General features: G+C 53.0%; 12 protein-coding genes, 1 tRNA gene and 1 pseudogene. All 14 read right to left on the reverse strand.

Features of this window, described 5'->3' with window-relative positions:
* Positions 1-96 (reverse strand): GTP-binding protein (locus MWU64_RS15050; protein ID WP_221293541.1); only part of this gene is annotated, 96 nt, incomplete at its 3' end.
* A gap of 35 nt (positions 97-131) precedes the next feature.
* Positions 132-2,237 (reverse strand): elongation factor G, encoded by a 2,106-nt coding sequence (gene fusA / locus MWU64_RS15055; protein WP_247065276.1) that lies wholly within the window; start codon positions 2,235-2,237, stop codon positions 132-134.
* A gap of 18 nt (positions 2,238-2,255) precedes the next feature.
* Positions 2,256-2,726 carry a 30S ribosomal protein S7 gene (rpsG, locus tag MWU64_RS15060; protein ID WP_247065278.1) on the reverse strand — a complete coding sequence of 157 codons (471 nt, stop codon included), beginning with the start codon at positions 2,724-2,726 and terminating at the stop codon, positions 2,256-2,258.
* A 111-nt stretch (positions 2,727-2,837) separates the two neighbouring features.
* Positions 2,838-3,212 carry a 30S ribosomal protein S12 gene (gene rpsL / locus MWU64_RS15065; RefSeq protein WP_012139854.1) on the reverse strand — a complete coding sequence of 125 codons (375 nt, stop codon included), beginning with the start codon at positions 3,210-3,212 and terminating at the stop codon, positions 2,838-2,840.
* A 165-nt stretch (positions 3,213-3,377) separates the two neighbouring features.
* A complete protein-coding gene (gene rpoC, locus MWU64_RS15070; protein WP_247065279.1) occupies positions 3,378-7,592 on the reverse strand; it encodes a DNA-directed RNA polymerase subunit beta' in 4,215 nt (1,404 codons plus the stop codon).
* A gap of 77 nt (positions 7,593-7,669) precedes the next feature.
* Positions 7,670-11,746, reverse strand: coding sequence for a DNA-directed RNA polymerase subunit beta (gene rpoB / locus MWU64_RS15075; RefSeq protein ID WP_247065282.1), 4,077 nt, complete (start codon positions 11,744-11,746; stop codon positions 7,670-7,672).
* A 242-nt stretch (positions 11,747-11,988) separates the two neighbouring features.
* Complete coding sequence (gene rplL, locus MWU64_RS15080; protein ID WP_114335780.1) at positions 11,989-12,363, reverse strand: 50S ribosomal protein L7/L12; 375 nt, start codon at positions 12,361-12,363, stop codon at positions 11,989-11,991.
* Between the two features lie 39 nt (positions 12,364-12,402).
* A complete protein-coding gene (gene rplJ, locus MWU64_RS15085) occupies positions 12,403-12,933 on the reverse strand; it encodes a 50S ribosomal protein L10 (protein ID WP_133006553.1) in 531 nt (176 codons plus the stop codon).
* A gap of 215 nt (positions 12,934-13,148) precedes the next feature.
* Positions 13,149-13,847 (reverse strand): 50S ribosomal protein L1, encoded by a 699-nt coding sequence (rplA, locus tag MWU64_RS15090; RefSeq protein ID WP_114335778.1) that lies wholly within the window; start codon positions 13,845-13,847, stop codon positions 13,149-13,151.
* A 1-nt stretch (position 13,848) separates the two neighbouring features.
* Complete coding sequence (gene rplK, locus MWU64_RS15095) at positions 13,849-14,280, reverse strand: 50S ribosomal protein L11 (RefSeq protein WP_247065284.1); 432 nt, start codon at positions 14,278-14,280, stop codon at positions 13,849-13,851.
* A gap of 118 nt (positions 14,281-14,398) precedes the next feature.
* Positions 14,399-14,932, reverse strand: a complete 534-nt coding sequence (gene nusG / locus MWU64_RS15100; RefSeq protein WP_114335776.1) for a transcription termination/antitermination protein NusG — start codon at positions 14,930-14,932, stop codon at positions 14,399-14,401.
* A gap of 11 nt (positions 14,933-14,943) precedes the next feature.
* A complete protein-coding gene (secE, locus tag MWU64_RS15105) occupies positions 14,944-15,312 on the reverse strand; it encodes a preprotein translocase subunit SecE (protein WP_247065286.1) in 369 nt (122 codons plus the stop codon).
* Positions 15,313-15,345: 33 nt separating this feature from the next.
* A tRNA-Trp gene (locus MWU64_RS15110) sits at positions 15,346-15,421 on the reverse strand.
* 51 nt (positions 15,422-15,472) lie between these two features.
* Positions 15,473-15,592 (reverse strand): annotated as a pseudogene (locus tag MWU64_RS15115) (elongation factor Tu); the annotation flags it as partial.

The following is a 15,592-nucleotide window of genomic DNA, read 5'->3' on the forward strand; positions in this document are numbered from 1 at the left end:
CAGAGCAGCGGTCAGAGTGGTCTTACCATGGTCAACGTGACCGATGGTGCCGACGTTAACGTGCGGTTTACTACGTTCAAATTTTTCTTTAGACACGGTTACACCTCTTCCTGTTTCTTAAGTCCTGGGGATCAACCCTTTTTAATGATCGCTTCGGCAATGTTCGAAGGAGCTTCCATATAACGGGAGAACTCCATCGCATAAGACGCCCGACCCTGTGTCGCTGAACGCAGATCAGTGGCGTAACCAAACATTTCCGACAACGGAACTTCTGCGCGGATGACCTTGCCCGCAGGGCCGTCATCCATACCCTGAATCAGACCACGACGACGGTTCAAGTCACCGACGACGTCACCCATGTACTCCTCAGGGCTGACAACTTCAACTTTCATAACCGGCTCCAGAAGCGCAGGATTGGCTTCCAGTGCACCCTTCTTCATCGCCATGGAACCAGCGACTTTAAAGGCCATTTCGTTGGAGTCAACATCGTGGTACGAACCGTCGTACAGAGTCGCCTTGATGCGCAGGAGCGGGTAGCCGGCAAGGCAACCATTCTGCATCTGCTCAGCAATACCCTGCTGTACAGCGGGGATGTATTCCTTAGGAACAACACCACCAACGATTTCGTTCACGAAGATAAAGTTTTCGCCATCTTCCTCATCCAGCGGCAGCGGTTCAAGCTTAACCTTGACGTGACCGTACTGACCACGACCACCAGACTGACGAACGAACTTACCTTCAACATCAACCGGCTTACGGATGCACTCGCGGTAGGCAACCTGAGGCTTACCAATGTTCGCCTCTACCTTGAACTCACGACGCATACGATCAACGATGATATCCAGGTGAAGCTCACCCATACCGGAGATAATGGTCTGACCGGATTCTTCATCGGTGCGCACACGGAAAGACGGATCTTCCTGGGCCAACTTACCCAAGGCCACACCCATCTTCTCTTGGTCAGCCTTAGACTTCGGCTCAACGGCTACAGAGATAACCGGCTCAGGGAATTCCATGCGCTCGAGAATAATCTTATTGTTCTCGTCACACAGGGTGTCCCCAGTCGTAACGTTCTTCAGTCCAATCGCCGCCGCAATGTCGCCCGCCAGAACTTCCTTGATCTCTTCACGATCGTTCGCGTGCATCTGAACCATACGACCCACACGCTCTTTCTTGCCTTTCACGGAGTTGAATACGGAGTTACCGGATTCCAACTTGCCGGAGTAGACACGGAAGAAGGTCAAAGCACCCACGAACGGATCGGTAGCAATTTTGAACGCCAGAGCAGCGAACGGCGCGTTGTCGTCAACAGGACGAGTTTCTTCGGTACCTTCGTCGTCAACTTCACCACGGATGGCGCGAACTTCGTCAGGAGCTGGCAGGTATTCAATAACCGCATCCAGAACCGCAGGAACACCCTTGTTCTTGAACGCAGAACCACAGCAAGCCAGAACGATTTCGTTGGCCAAGGTACGAGCGCGAAGACCCGCTTTGATCTCTTCCAGGGTAAGTTCGCCACCCTCGAGATACTTGTCCATGTACTCTTCGTTCGCTTCAGCGGCTGCTTCAATCAGCGCTTCACGGTATTCCTGAACCTGGTCAACCATATCCGCAGGAACTTCGTCCTCGCGGTAGGTCATACCCAGATCGTCGTCACTCCAGTAGATCGCCTTATTGCGCAGCAGATCCACAACACCCGCGAACTGATCTTCCGCACCAATCGGCAACTGAAGAGGCACAGGAGTAGCACCGAGGCGAGCTTTGATCTGCTCAACTACGCGCAGGAAGTCTGCGCCAGCACGGTCCATTTTGTTCACGAAAACCATGCGAGGCACTTCGTACTTGTTCGCCTGGCGCCAAACAGTCTCAGACTGAGGCTCAACACCAGAGGAACCACAGAACACAACTACCGCACCATCAAGAACACGCAAGGAACGCTCAACTTCGATCGTGAAGTCAACGTGTCCCGGTGTGTCGATGATGTTTACGCGGTGCTCATCGAACTGCTTGTCCATACCCTGCCAGAATGTGGTAACAGCGGCAGAGGTGATGGTAATACCACGCTCCTGCTCTTGCTCCATCCAGTCAGTGGTAGACGCGCCATCATGGGTTTCACCCATCTTATGACTACGACCCGTATAGTAAAGAATACGCTCGGTCGTGGTGGTCTTGCCCGCATCAACGTGCGCACAGATACCAATGTTTCTGTAACGTTTAATCGGTGTTTTGCGTGCCACTGTATAAACCTCGGCTGTTTAGAAACGGAAGTGAGAGAAGGCCTTGTTGGCTTCTGCCATGCGGTGTACGTCTTCACGCTTCTTAACTGCAGAACCTTTGCTCTCGGCCGCATCAAGAATTTCGCCAGCAAGACGCTGAGCCATGGACTTTTCACCACGCTTCCGAGAGAACTCCACCAACCAACGCATGGCCAGCGCATTCTGACGGGAAGGCCGTACTTCTACAGGCACCTGGTAAGTAGCACCACCCACACGACGGGACTTAACCTCGACCATCGGCTGGATGTTTTCCAGGGCCTTCTCGAACATGTCGATCGGCTCTTCATTAGACTTCTCGGCAACAATTGTCAGAGCACCGTAAACAATGCGCTCTGCAGTTGACTTCTTGCCGCTTTCCATCACGTGGTTGATGAATTTTGCAAGACGTGCACTGCCGAATTTAGGATCGGGAATGATTTCCCGCTTTGCTGCAACTCTTCTTCTAGGCATCGATAAGCCCTTATATTTAAAGGTCTTCAGGAACCCCTGAGATAGCAATAGCTACTCAGCCTTACTCTTACCGTTCTAACAAGCAACGATAAAAGACACCCGTCTGGGACATTAGGACTTGGGTCGTTTTGCACCGTACTTGGAGCGGCCCTGCTTACGGTTTTGAACACCTTGGGTATCCAAAGTACCGCGAACAGTGTGATAGCGCACACCCGGAAGGTCTTTTACTCGACCGCCACGGATCAACACAACACTGTGCTCCTGAAGGTTGTGACCTTCACCACCAATGTATGACGAAACCTCGAAGCCGTTAGTCAGACGAACACGGCACACTTTACGCAGTGCTGAGTTCGGCTTCTTCGGCGTTGTGGTGTATACACGAGTACATACACCACGGCGCTGAGGACAGGCCTGAAGAGCAGGAACATCGCTCTTGGCTACCTTGCGCTTACGAGGCTTACGCACCAACTGATTAATCGTTGCCATGTAAGCAAACTCCAAAAAACCATACCAATGAAACTTACCCTCCATACAGAGGGTAAAATTTAGGGTCGCAAGTTTAAGCCTGCGCCCGGGCACAGTCAAGACGACTGTTCTCTTTTTAACCACTCCCCGAGTAGGTATCTACCCGGGGGTGGCACGCTTTTTCAATCAGAGTTCGCGATTGAGTTCTGCGCTCAGAGCCTCTTCGACATCCGCAGCCGTTACCCCCTGCTCTTCCAGGTCGCGGCGACGGCGCCTTGCACTGTGATAAGCCAAACCGGTACCAGCCGGAATCAGTCGACCCACCACAACGTTTTCTTTCAGGCCGCGCAGGTAGTCACGCTTACCGGTGACCGCACCTTCGGTAAGAACCCGTGTCGTTTCCTGGAACGAAGCTGCGGAGATGAACGATTCGGTCGCAAGCGATGCTTTGGTGATACCCAGCAACAGGCGATCGAAACGTGCCGGCTCTTTGTCAGCCGCATCCGCTTTCTCGTTTTCTTCCAGAACATGAGTGATCTCAACCTGATCACCCGACAGCAAGGTGGTATCGCCCGGATCGGTGATTTCCACTTTGCGCAGCATCTGACGAACGATAACCTCAATGTGCTTATCGTTTATCACAACACCCTGCAGGCGGTAAACGTCCTGAATTTCGTTGGTGATGTACTTCGCCAACTCAACCACACCCAGCAGACGCAGAATGTCGTGCGGGTTGGATGGGCCGTCGGAAATCACCTCACCCTTTTCAACCGTTTCACCTTCAAATACGTTCATCTGACGGTGCTTCGGAATCAGAACCTCATAAGGATCGCCATCTTTCGGTGTCAGAACCAGACGCTTCTTGCCCTTGGTTTCTTTACCGAACGACACAACACCACTGATTTCAGCCAGAATCGCAGACTCTTTCGGGCGACGTGCCTCGAACAAGTCGGCAACCCGTGGCAGACCACCGGTGATGTCTCGAGTCTTCGAGCTTTCCTGCGGAATACGGGCTACAACGTCACCCAACTCTACTTTCGCGCCATTCGACATGCTCACCAGAGCGTTCGCTGGCAGGAAGAAGATCGCAGCACCGCCACCTGGAAGCTCTGCCTCTTCACCGTTTTCATCCAGCAACTGAATCGCAGGACGGATGTCTTTACCCGCAGCAGGACGCTCTTTTGCGTCGATAACTTCCATCGTAGACAAGCCGGTCAGTTCATCAGCCTGGGTGCGGACAGTAATGCCCTCTTCCATGTTGACGAACTTGGCCGTACCTTTCGCTTCCGCGATGATTGGGTGCGTGTGCGGGTCCCACTTGGCTACCGCAACACCAGCTTCAACCACATCTCCGTTCTTAACAGACAGCACGGCACCGTAAGGCAGCTTATACCACTCACGCTCACGGCCCTGCTCATCGGCGATCGCCAAAGCTGACGAACGAGAGATAACAACCAGTGAGCCATCAGTCTTCTCGATAGACTTCAGGTTGTGCAGACGGACCGTACCGCCGTGCTTGACCTGAATGTTATCAACAGCAGACGCCCGGCTCGCAGCACCACCGATGTGGAACGTACGCATGGTCAGCTGGGTACCCGGCTCACCGATGGACTGGGCAGCGATAACACCAACAGCCTCACCAACGTTAACCTGGTGACCACGTGCCAGATCACGGCCGTAACACATAGAACAGATGCCGTGGCGAGTTTCACAGGTAATCGCAGAGCGTACCCAGATTTCGTCCACACCCGCGCGCTCGACCAGCTCGACGGTCTTCTCGTCAAGCAGTGTGCCGGCTTCAACAACGGCATTTTCTTTATCGGTCGGAGTGAAGACATCCCGAGCCGTAACACGACCCAGCACACGATCGCCCAGCGGCACAACAACGTCACCACCTTCGATGTGCGGCGTCATCAGCAGGCCTTCGTCGGTGCCACAGTCTTCTACCGTCACGACCAAGTCCTGAGACACGTCAACCAAACGACGGGTCAGGTAACCGGAGTTCGCTGTTTTCAGTGCGGTATCCGCAAGACCCTTACGAGCACCGTGAGTCGAGATAAAGTACTGGAGTACGTTCAGACCTTCACGGAAGTTCGCTGTGATCGGCGTTTCGATGATCGAGCCATCCGGCTTGGCCATCAAACCACGCATACCAGACAGCTGACGAATCTGGGCTGCGGAACCCCGAGCACCGGAATCGGCCATCATGTAAACGGAGTTGAACGACTCCTGCATCAGCTCTTTGCCGTCTTCGCCTTTGACCGGCTGACCATCAGGACCAATAACCTGCTCCTGAGACAGTCGCTCCATCATCGCTTTCGAGACTTTATCGTTAGCGCGTGACCAGATATCGATAACCTTGTTGTACTTCTCACCCTGCGTCAGCAGACCGGAGGCGTACTGGTTTTCGATGTCTTTTACTTCATCAGAAGCCGCGTCTACCAACTCGTACTTTTCGGGCGGAATCTCGAAGTCGTTAAAGCAGATCGAAATACCTGAGCGAGTTGCATAGTGATAACCCATGTACATCAGCTGGTCAGCAAAGATAACGGTATCTTTGAGGCCGGCATCACGGTAACAGGTGTTAATCAGGTTCGAGATCGCCTTTTTCACCATCGGCTTGTTAACGATGTCGAACGGCAGGCCATCAGGAACAATGTCAAACAACAGCGCACGACCAACCGTGGTATCAACGATACGGTAGGCTTCGCTGCGGGATCCGTCTTCCGCAATCGCAACTTCCTTAACGCGGATCTTCACTTTGGCCTGAAGATCAACCTTACCGGCGCCGTAGGCACGGTGGGCCTCTTTAACGTCAGAAAATACGATACCCTCACCGACAGCCGCATGGCGCTCACGCGTCATGTAATACAAGCCCAATACAACGTCCTGAGAAGGAACGATGATTGGCTCGCCGTTGGCTGGCGACAGCACGTTGTTGGTGGACATCATCAACGCACGGGCTTCAAGCTGAGCTTCCAGGGTCAGCGGTACGTGTACCGCCATTTGGTCACCGTCGAAGTCGGCGTTATAGGCCGCGCAGACCAGTGGGTGCAGCTGAATCGCTTTACCTTCGATCAGTACCGGCTCGAATGCCTGGATACCCAAACGGTGCAGTGTAGGCGCACGGTTCAACAGGATAGGGTGTTCACGAATGACTTCATCCAGAATATCCCAGACCACACCTTCTTCGCGCTCAACCATTTTCTTGGCGGCTTTGATGGTAGTGGCCAGCCCACGATGCTCAAGCTTGGAGAAAATAAACGGCTTGAACAGCTCCAGAGCCATCTTCTTCGGAAGACCACACTGGTGCAAACGCAGGTAAGGACCAACCACGATGACCGAACGGCCAGAGTAGTCAACACGCTTACCCAGCAGGTTCTGACGGAAACGACCCTGCTTACCCTTGATCATGTCTGCCAGAGACTTCAGCGGGCGCTTGTTGGTGCCAGTGATAGCGCGACCACGACGACCGTTGTCCAGCAGCGCATCAACCGCTTCCTGAAGCATTCGCTTCTCGTTACGCACGATGATGTCTGGAGCATTCAACTCCAGCAGGCGCTTGAGACGGTTGTTACGGTTGATCACACGACGATAGAGGTCGTTCAGATCAGACGTGGCAAAACGACCACCGTCCAGCGGTACCAACGGACGCAAATCCGGCGGCAGAACTGGCAGCACAGTCATAACCATGTCACCCGGCTTGTTGCCGGAGTACAGGAAGGCCTCAAGAATCTTCAGGCGCTTGCTGAACTTTTTGATCTTGGTTTCGGAGTTGGTCTGAGGGATCTCTTCGCGAAGACGATCAACCTCTTCCTGCAGGTCGATATCCTGCAGCAATTCCTTAACAGCTTCGGCACCCATACGGGCGTCGAATTCGTCACCGAACTCTTCCAGAGCTTCGTAATACTGCTCATCGTTAAGCAGCTGACCCTTTTCTAGAGTCGTCATGCCTGGATCGATAACAATAAAGCTCTCGAAGTACAGAACCCGTTCGATATCGCGCAGGGTCATGTCCAGCATCAAACCGATACGGGACGGCAGTGACTTCAGGAACCAAATGTGAGCAACTGGACTCGCCAGCTCAATGTGACCCATACGCTCACGACGAACGCTGGCCAGTGCAACTTCTACGCCACACTTCTCACAGATAACACCGCGGTGCTTGAGACGCTTGTACTTACCGCACAGGCACTCGTAATCTTTGATCGGGCCGAAGATCTTGGCACAGAAAAGACCGTCACGCTCCGGCTTGAAGGTACGGTAGTTAATGGTCTCAGGCTTTTTCACTTCGCCAAAAGACCAGGAGCGAATCATGTCAGGCGATGCCAACCCAATACGGATGGCGTCAAATTCCTTGCTCTGATTCTGGCTCTTGAGAAGATTCAGTAAATCTTTCATCAGTAAAAGCTCCGGATGGCGTTAATCTCGGGCGGGCACACTGAGTGCCCGCTCACGCTGCCAAAAAACTATTCGGCTCACTCGGATTCCAGCTCGATGTCGATACCCAACGAGCGGATTTCCTTGACAAGAACGTTGAAGGACTCGGGCATGCCCGGCTCCATACGATGATCACCATCGACAATGTTCTTATACATTTTGGTCCGGCCGTTGACGTCATCGGACTTAACGGTAAGCATTTCCTGCAGGGTGTAGGCGGCACCGTATGCCTCCAACGCCCAAACTTCCATCTCACCGAAACGCTGACCACCGAACTGAGCCTTACCACCCAGCGGCTGCTGGGTAACCAAGCTGTACGAACCAGTCGAACGCGCGTGCATTTTGTCGTCAATCAGGTGGTTCAGCTTAAGGATGTACATATAACCAACGGTCACCGGACGATCAAATGCATCACCGGTACGGCCGTCGAACAAGTTAGTCTGACCTGTAGTACTCAGGCCGGCCAACTCAAGCATCCGCTTAACCTCGGCTTCCTCGGCACCGTCAAATACCGGAGTCGCCATGGGAACCCCGCCACGCAGATTGTTACAAAGCTCGAGGATTTCCTTATCGCTAAGGCTATCCAGGTCAACTTTGAACACCTCGTCGGAGTGATTGTAGATCTGGTCCAGAAGCTCACGTAGCTCAGCGATTTTGCGCTGCTCGTCAAGCATCAGACTGATCCGCTCACCCAAACCTTTGGCTGCGGCACCCAAATGGGTTTCCAGAACCTGACCAACGTTCATCCGCGAGGGAACACCCAACGGGTTCAGAACGATGTCGACAGTGTTACCGAACTCGTCGTAAGGCATATCTTCAATCGGCATAACCGCGGAGATAACACCTTTGTTACCGTGGCGTCCCGCCATTTTGTCACCCGGCTGGATACGACGCTTGATTGCCAGGTAAACCTTAACAATCTTCAGCACGCCCGGAGCCAGGTCATCGCCTTGCTGCAGCTTGCCTTTCTTGTCGTCGAAGCGCGCTTCATGCTCTTTCTTGCGCTCTTCCAGACCCTGCTCAGATTTTTCCAGAAGCTCATTCAGAGCTTCATCTTTCATCCGCAGCTTGAACCAGTCGGCACGCGGCAGTTCTGCCAAGTAGGCCTCATCCAGCTTAGCACCCTTTTTCAATCCGGGGCCGCTGATGACTTCCTGGTCCTTCAAGGCAACCAGCAAACGCTCGAAGGTCGCACCTTCAACGATGCGGTACTCGTCTTTCAAATCCTTGCGGTACTTATCAAGCTGCTCTTTTTCGATCGCTTGAGCACGGGCATCTTTTTCGATGCCGTCGCGGGTGAAGACCTGAACGTCGATCACCGTACCACGGGTACCTGTTGGAACCCGCTGTGACGTATCTTTCACGTCTGACGCTTTCTCGCCAAAGATCGCACGCAGCAGCTTCTCCTCAGGCGTCAGCTGGGTTTCACCCTTAGGTGTCACCTTACCGACCAGAATATCCCCGGGACCTACTTCCGCGCCGATGTAGACGATGCCGGATTCATCCAGCTTGGCCAGCGCGCTTTCACCCACGTTTGGAATATCCGCGGTGATTTCTTCACTACCCAGCTTGGTATCGCGAGCCACACAGGTCAGTTCCTGAATGTGGATGGTGGTCAGACGATCTTCCTGAACCACTTTCTCGGAGATAAGGATGGAATCCTCAAAGTTGTAACCATTCCACGGCATAAACGCGATGCGCATGTTCTGGCCCAGAGCCAGCTCACCCAAATCAACGGACGGACCGTCGGCCAGCACGTCGCCTCGCGCGATTTCGTCGCCTTCACGCACGATCGAACGCTGGTTAATACAGGTGTTCTGGTTGGAGCGGGTGTACTTCGTCAGGTTGTAGATATCTACACCTGCGTCACCAGCTTCAGTCTCAGTCTGGTTTACACGAACAACAATACGTGCAGCATCAACGCTTTCAATCACACCACCACGACGTGCAGTCACACACACACCGGAGTCTTGAGCAACAGTCCGCTCAACACCCGTACCTACCAGAGGCACCTGTGAAATCAGAGTCGGAACCGCCTGACGCTGCATGTTCGCACCCATCAAGGCGCGGTTAGCATCGTCGTGCTCAAGGAACGGGATCAAAGACGCTGCAACCGATACAACCTGGCGCGGAGATACGTCCATGAAGTTAACCGCTTCCGGTGGAGCAACGGTAAATTCGTTTTGGTGACGTACGGTGACCAGTTCGTCAGTCAAGCGCTTACCTTCATCGGTGGCAGCACTGGCCTGAGCGATCACGTAATTACTTTCTTCAATCGCGGACAGGTACACCAGCTCGTCAGTAACAACGCCTTCTACAACCTTCCGATACGGACTTTCAAGGAAGCCGTAGGAGTTGGAACGGGCATAAGTCGCCAACGAGTTAATCAAACCGATGTTCGGACCTTCCGGCGTTTCGATTGGGCACACACGACCGTAGTGAGTCGGGTGAACGTCTCGAACCTCAAAGCCTGCACGCTCACGAGTCAGACCACCTGGGCCCAACGCAGAGATACGACGCTTGTGAGTCACCTCGGACAGCGGGTTGTTTTGGTCCATGAACTGAGACAGCTGACTTGAACCAAAGAACTCTTTAACGGCCGCCGCAACCGGCTTGGCGTTAATGAGATCCTGAGGCATCAGGCCTTCGCTCTCAGCCAGACTCAAACGCTCACGTACCGCACGCTCAACACGCACCAGGCCTACACGGAACTGGTTTTCCGCCATCTCACCGACACAGCGAACACGACGGTTACCCAGGTTATCGATGTCATCGACCTGGCCTTGACCGTTACGAATCGCGATCAACGTCTTAAGAACGTCGATGATGTCTTCGTGGGTCAGGATGCCTTCGCCGGTGCTTTCTTCACGGCCCAGACGACGGTTCAGCTTCATCCGGCCAACCGCAGACAGGTCGTAACGTTCTTCAGAGAAGAACAGGTTGTTAAACAGGTTCTCCGCAGATTCTTTCGTTGGCGGCTCGCCAGGACGCATCATGCGGTAGATTTCAACTAACGCTTCCAGCGGGGTCCGGGTCGGGTCGACACGCAGGGTGTCAGACATGAACGGTCCGCAGTCAAGGTCGTTGGTGTAAAGGGTTTCTAGCTCTGTCACACCGGCGTCGAGGATTGTTTCCATGACCTCTTCGGTCAGCTCGGTGTTGCACTCAACCAGAACCTCACCGGTGGACGCGTCGATCATGTCCTTGGCGAGAACCCGGCCGTAAAGGTATTCCGTAGGAACTTCCAGCTCGGTAATGCCCGCTTTCTCAAGCTGCTTGATATGACGAGCGGTAATCCGGCGTCCTTCCTCGGCAATGACATTACCTTCGTTATCTTTGATATCGAAGGTGGCGATGTCACCACGCAGACGGCTTGGAACCAATTCCAGATTGCAAACCTCTTTGCCCACGGTGAACTTACTGGTCTCAAAGAACATAGCCAGCATTTGCTCTGAGGTGTAACCCAGAGACCGCAACAAAATAGAGGCAGGCAATTTACGACGACGGTCGATACGAACGAATACGGAGTCTTTCGGATCGAATTCGAAGTCCAACCATGAGCCACGGTAAGGAATCACTCGCGCTGAATACAACAGCTTACCAGAGGAGTGAGTTTTGCCCTTGTCATGGTCAAAGAACACACCCGGCGACCGGTGCAACTGGGAAACAATAACGCGCTCGGTACCATTAATAACAAAGGTACCGTTCTCGGTCATCAGGGGCATTTCACCCATGTAAACTTCTTGTTCTTTAATGTCCTTGATCGCCTTGTTAGACGATTCTCTATCATAAATGATCAAGCGGACTTTCACCCGCAGCGGCGCCGCGTACGTAACGCCCCGGAGCTGACATTCCTTGACGTCAAATACTGGATCGCCGATCCGGTAGCTCACATACTCGAGCGCGGCGTTGCCAGAGTAGCTGACAATCGGGAATACGGATTTGAACGCTGCGTGAAGACCGGTTTCCCGGCGGTCCTCAGGAGCGGCTTCCATTTGTAGGAAGTCCCGGAACGAATCCAGCTGAATAGACAGCAAATAGGGGACGTCCATCACGGAAGGCAATTTACTAAAGTCTTTGCGAATCCGCTTTTTTTCGGTGTAGGAGTAAGTCATCTGCATTCCCCAGCTTTAGACCTGATACCTGGTATCAAGAAGCAATCATGTGTTCTGCTTCGGGGCCGAGTTGCTCGGCATATTGCGCCGCCTTGAACAAGACTCTGGCTGCAGGTTATACATCTGAAACTAACCCAATATAACCCACCAGACTCTATAGCATATACAACACAAAAAGGCCGGTGGCATATAGCCACCAGCCTCGCCGCGCCTATGGCGCGGTGTCGATCAACAACCGACTATTACTTAAGCTCAACAGAAGCGCCTGCTTCCTCAAGCTTCTTCTTGGCTTCTTCAGCCTCTTCCTTGCTAGCGCCTTCCTTAACAGTAGAAGGAGCGCCATCAACCATTTCTTTCGCTTCTTTCAGGCCAAGACCTGTCAGTTCACGAACGGCCTTGATAGCGTTAACTTTCTTGTCGCCAGCAGCGGTCAGAACAACGTCAAATTCAGTCTGCTCTTCAGCGGCTTCGCCACCGGCAGCAGCTGCAGGCGCAGCAGCAACAGCTGCAGCGGCAGAAACGTTGAATTTCTCTTCCATAGCTTCAACGAGCTCAACAACTTCCATTACGCTCATTTCAGCAATTGCATTCAAAATATCGTCTTTAGACAGAGCCATGACTTTCTCCCAAAAAATAAAATATGGTGTTCAACAGAATCAAGCAGCGTCTTGCTTCTGGTCGCGAACTGCAGCTACTACACGTGTGATTCTGCCCGGAATATCGTTCAGAGTACGTGCAAGCTTGGTTACTGGTGCCTGTGTAACAATAGCCAGCTTCGTCAACGCTTCGTGCAGCGTCGGCAATGTGGCCAGGCGATCGATTTGCTCTGCACCCATCAGCTCACCGCCGACAGCCAGACCTTTAATCTCGAAAGCCTCTTTTTCTTTGGCGAAATCCTTCAACAGGCGCGCAGCGGCACCCGGATCTTCCATTGAAAAAGCCAGAATGGTCGGACCAACCAACGCAGGATCGATGCACTCGAACTCAGTACCTTTAATCGCAATCTTTGCAAGGTTATTACGAACAACCTGCAGATGTACGTTTTCGGCACGAGCCTTGGCACGAAGCGCCGTCATGTCACCAGAGGTAACACCACGATAGTCAGCCAAAACCACAGACAGAGCAGCACCAGCAGTCTCGTTGACTTCAGCGACGATCGCCTTCTTGTCTTCGAGTCTAATTGCCACTGGATTTCTCCTCGATTTCGCCGGGACAACCCCGGCAAACCCATCATTGCCCTCTATACAAAGGGCGCCTTACGGTGTTTGGGTTCAGAGAGAACGTCTTCACACCGTCTGCGTAGGCGTTGCTTTAACCCGTATGGCTCTTGCTAGCAAGAGCCTCAGGGGCCTACGGTCTTTGACAGCCTCGGCTTCCGCCTAGACTACAAAGTAACTACTGATCAGAGGCTCAATGAACCTTGATCAATAGTCAGACCAGGACCCATGGTCGAAGAGATGGTGATCTTCTTCAGATACACACCTTTAGACGACGCAGGCTTGGCCTTTTTAAGGTCAGCAACCAGAGCTTCAAGGTTTTCCTTGATGTTCTGAGCAGAGAATTCAACGTTACCCAGCGGAGCGTGGATAATGCCGTTTTTGTCGGTACGGTAACGTACCTGACCAGCTTTGGCATTTTTAACGGCAGTTTCAACATCTGCAGTTACAGTACCAACCTTCGGGTTAGGCATCAGGCCACGGGGACCAAGAATCTGACCCAGCTGACCAACAACACGCATTGCATCCGGGGTCGCGATGACCACGTCGAAATCCATGTTGCCTTTCTTAACTTCTTCAGCCAAATCGTCCATGCCGACAATGTCTGCACCGGCAGCTGTTGCTTTCTCAGCGTTTGCACCCTGAGTGAAGACAGCAACGCGTACAGTTTTACCTGTGCCGTGCGGCAGAACAGTGCTGCTACGAACCACCTGGTCAGATTTACGTGCATCTACACCCAGGTTAACAGCAACGTCAACGGATTCTTTGAACTTAACGGCCTGACCCACTTCAGCCAACAGGGCAACAGCCTCGTCAACAGAGTATGAGCGGGTAGAGTCTACTTTCTCAGCGATCAGCTGCTTACGCTTGCTCAACTTAGCCATCTTACAGACCCTCCACAGTCAGGCCCATACTACGGGCTGTTCCGGCAATGGTACGAACCGCTGCATCCATGTCTGCCGCAGTCAGATCCGGCTCTTTGGTCTTGGCAATTTCTTCGAGCTGAGCGCGTGTCACGGTACCAACTTTCTCAGTGTTGGGACGACCGGAACCACTCTTAACGCCAGCAGCCTTCTTCAACAGAACGGGAGCTGGTGGAGTTTTGGTCACAAAGGTAAAACTGCGATCACTGTATACGGTGATAACAGTAGGAATCGGCAGACCAGGCTCTACACCTTGAGTCTGGGCATTAAACGCCTTACAAAATTCCATGATGTTTACGCCGCGCTGACCCAGTGCAGGACCAACGGGGGGACTTGGGTTGGCCTGACCGGCAGCAACCTGAAGCTTGATGTACGCTTCAATCTTCTTTGCCATGATAGCTCTCCTATGGGTTCAAACGCCTTTCGGCTCCCCGGTGATGACATCTGCGCTCTGCAGACACAAAAAGCCCGCTACGCCGTGGCGAGCGAGCTCTAATTTTCTAAGCTTGCCGTCAGTCTTTCTCGACCTGACCAAACTCCAGCTCTACCGGAGTCGAGCGACCAAAGATCAGAACAGCAACCTTGACACGACTCTTGTCGTAATCAACTTCTTCAACTACGCCATTAAAGTCGGCAAACGGTCCTTCAATAACCCGAACCACCTCACCCGGCTCAAACAACGTCTTGGGCTTCGGCTTATCAGCACCACTCTCTACACGGCGCAAAATAGCCTCGGCCTCACGCTCAGTAATCGGCGCAGGCTTTTCTTTGGTACCACCAATGAAGCCAAGTACTCGCGGAGTATCTTTTACCAAGTGCCACGACTCGTCATCCAGCTCCATTTGAACCAGAACGTAGCCGGGATAAAACTTGCGTTCGCTCTTGCGCTTTTTCCCGTCGCGCATCTCAACGACTTCCTCGGTCGGAACCAGGATGTCGCCAAACTTGTCTTCCATGCTTTCCAGAGCAACTCGCTCTTTTAGAGCGCGCATTACCTGCTTCTCAAAGCCAGAATACGCATGAACGACGTACCAGCGCTTAGCCATTGACACTCCTGTTAACCGATAAAGCCGGCGACAAGCCAACTGATCAGTGAGTCCATACCCCACAAAATCAACGACACGACCAGAACAAACACCACAACAATAACGGTAGTCTGAACCAACTCGGGCCTTGTGGGCCACACCACTTTCCGGATCTCTACGCGCGCCTCTTTAAGCAAGGTTGCAAAACGGCGACCTCTATCGGTCTGCAGCGCAACATAAGCCGCCACAACTCCCAACGCAACGAGAGCCAAAACCCGGTACAGCACGGACTCGGAACTGAAATACTGATTGCCTACCACACCGGCAGCAACCAAAACGAAAACAACCAGCCATTTCACGAGATCGAAACGACTGGATGATTGAACGGCTCTTGACTCCATAGGAATCAGCTTATGTATCCGGATGTTAAAAAATGGCAGGCCAGGAGGGAATCGAACCCCCAACCTGCGGTTTTGGAGACCGCTGCTCTGCCAATTGAGCTACTGGCCTGCACCGAAACAACTCAGTGCAACACTACACTGTACGCGAGCAACCCGAAGGTTACTCGATAATCTTAGCTACCACGCCGGCGCCAACGGTACGGCCGCCTTCACGAATCGCGAAGCGCAGACCATCTTCCATGGCGATCGGAGCGATCAGAGTAACAACCATCTGAACGTT

The organism is Marinobacter sp. S0848L (genome assembly GCF_023016065.1).
Lineage (GTDB): Bacteria > Pseudomonadota > Gammaproteobacteria > Pseudomonadales > Oleiphilaceae > Marinobacter.

Coding starts and splice junctions, on each gene's coding strand:
- rpsG (WP_247065278.1), bottom strand. CDS start 2,726: ATGCCTAGAAGAAGAGTTGCAGCAAAGCGGGAAATCATTCCCGATCCT.
- rpsL (WP_012139854.1), bottom strand. CDS start 3,212: ATGGCAACGATTAATCAGTTGGTGCGTAAGCCTCGTAAGCGCAAGGTA.
- rpoC (WP_247065279.1), bottom strand. CDS start 7,592: ATGAAAGATTTACTGAATCTTCTCAAGAGCCAGAATCAGAGCAAGGAA.
- rpoB (WP_247065282.1), bottom strand. CDS start 11,746: ATGACTTACTCCTACACCGAAAAAAAGCGGATTCGCAAAGACTTTAGT.
- rplL (WP_114335780.1), bottom strand. CDS start 12,363: ATGGCTCTGTCTAAAGACGATATTTTGAATGCAATTGCTGAAATGAGC.
- rplA (WP_114335778.1), bottom strand. CDS start 13,847: ATGGCTAAGTTGAGCAAGCGTAAGCAGCTGATCGCTGAGAAAGTAGAC.
- rplK (WP_247065284.1), bottom strand. CDS start 14,280: ATGGCAAAGAAGATTGAAGCGTACATCAAGCTTCAGGTTGCTGCCGGT.
- nusG (WP_114335776.1), bottom strand. CDS start 14,932: ATGGCTAAGCGCTGGTACGTCGTTCATGCGTATTCTGGCTTTGAGAAG.
- secE (WP_247065286.1), bottom strand. CDS start 15,312: ATGGAGTCAAGAGCCGTTCAATCATCCAGTCGTTTCGATCTCGTGAAA.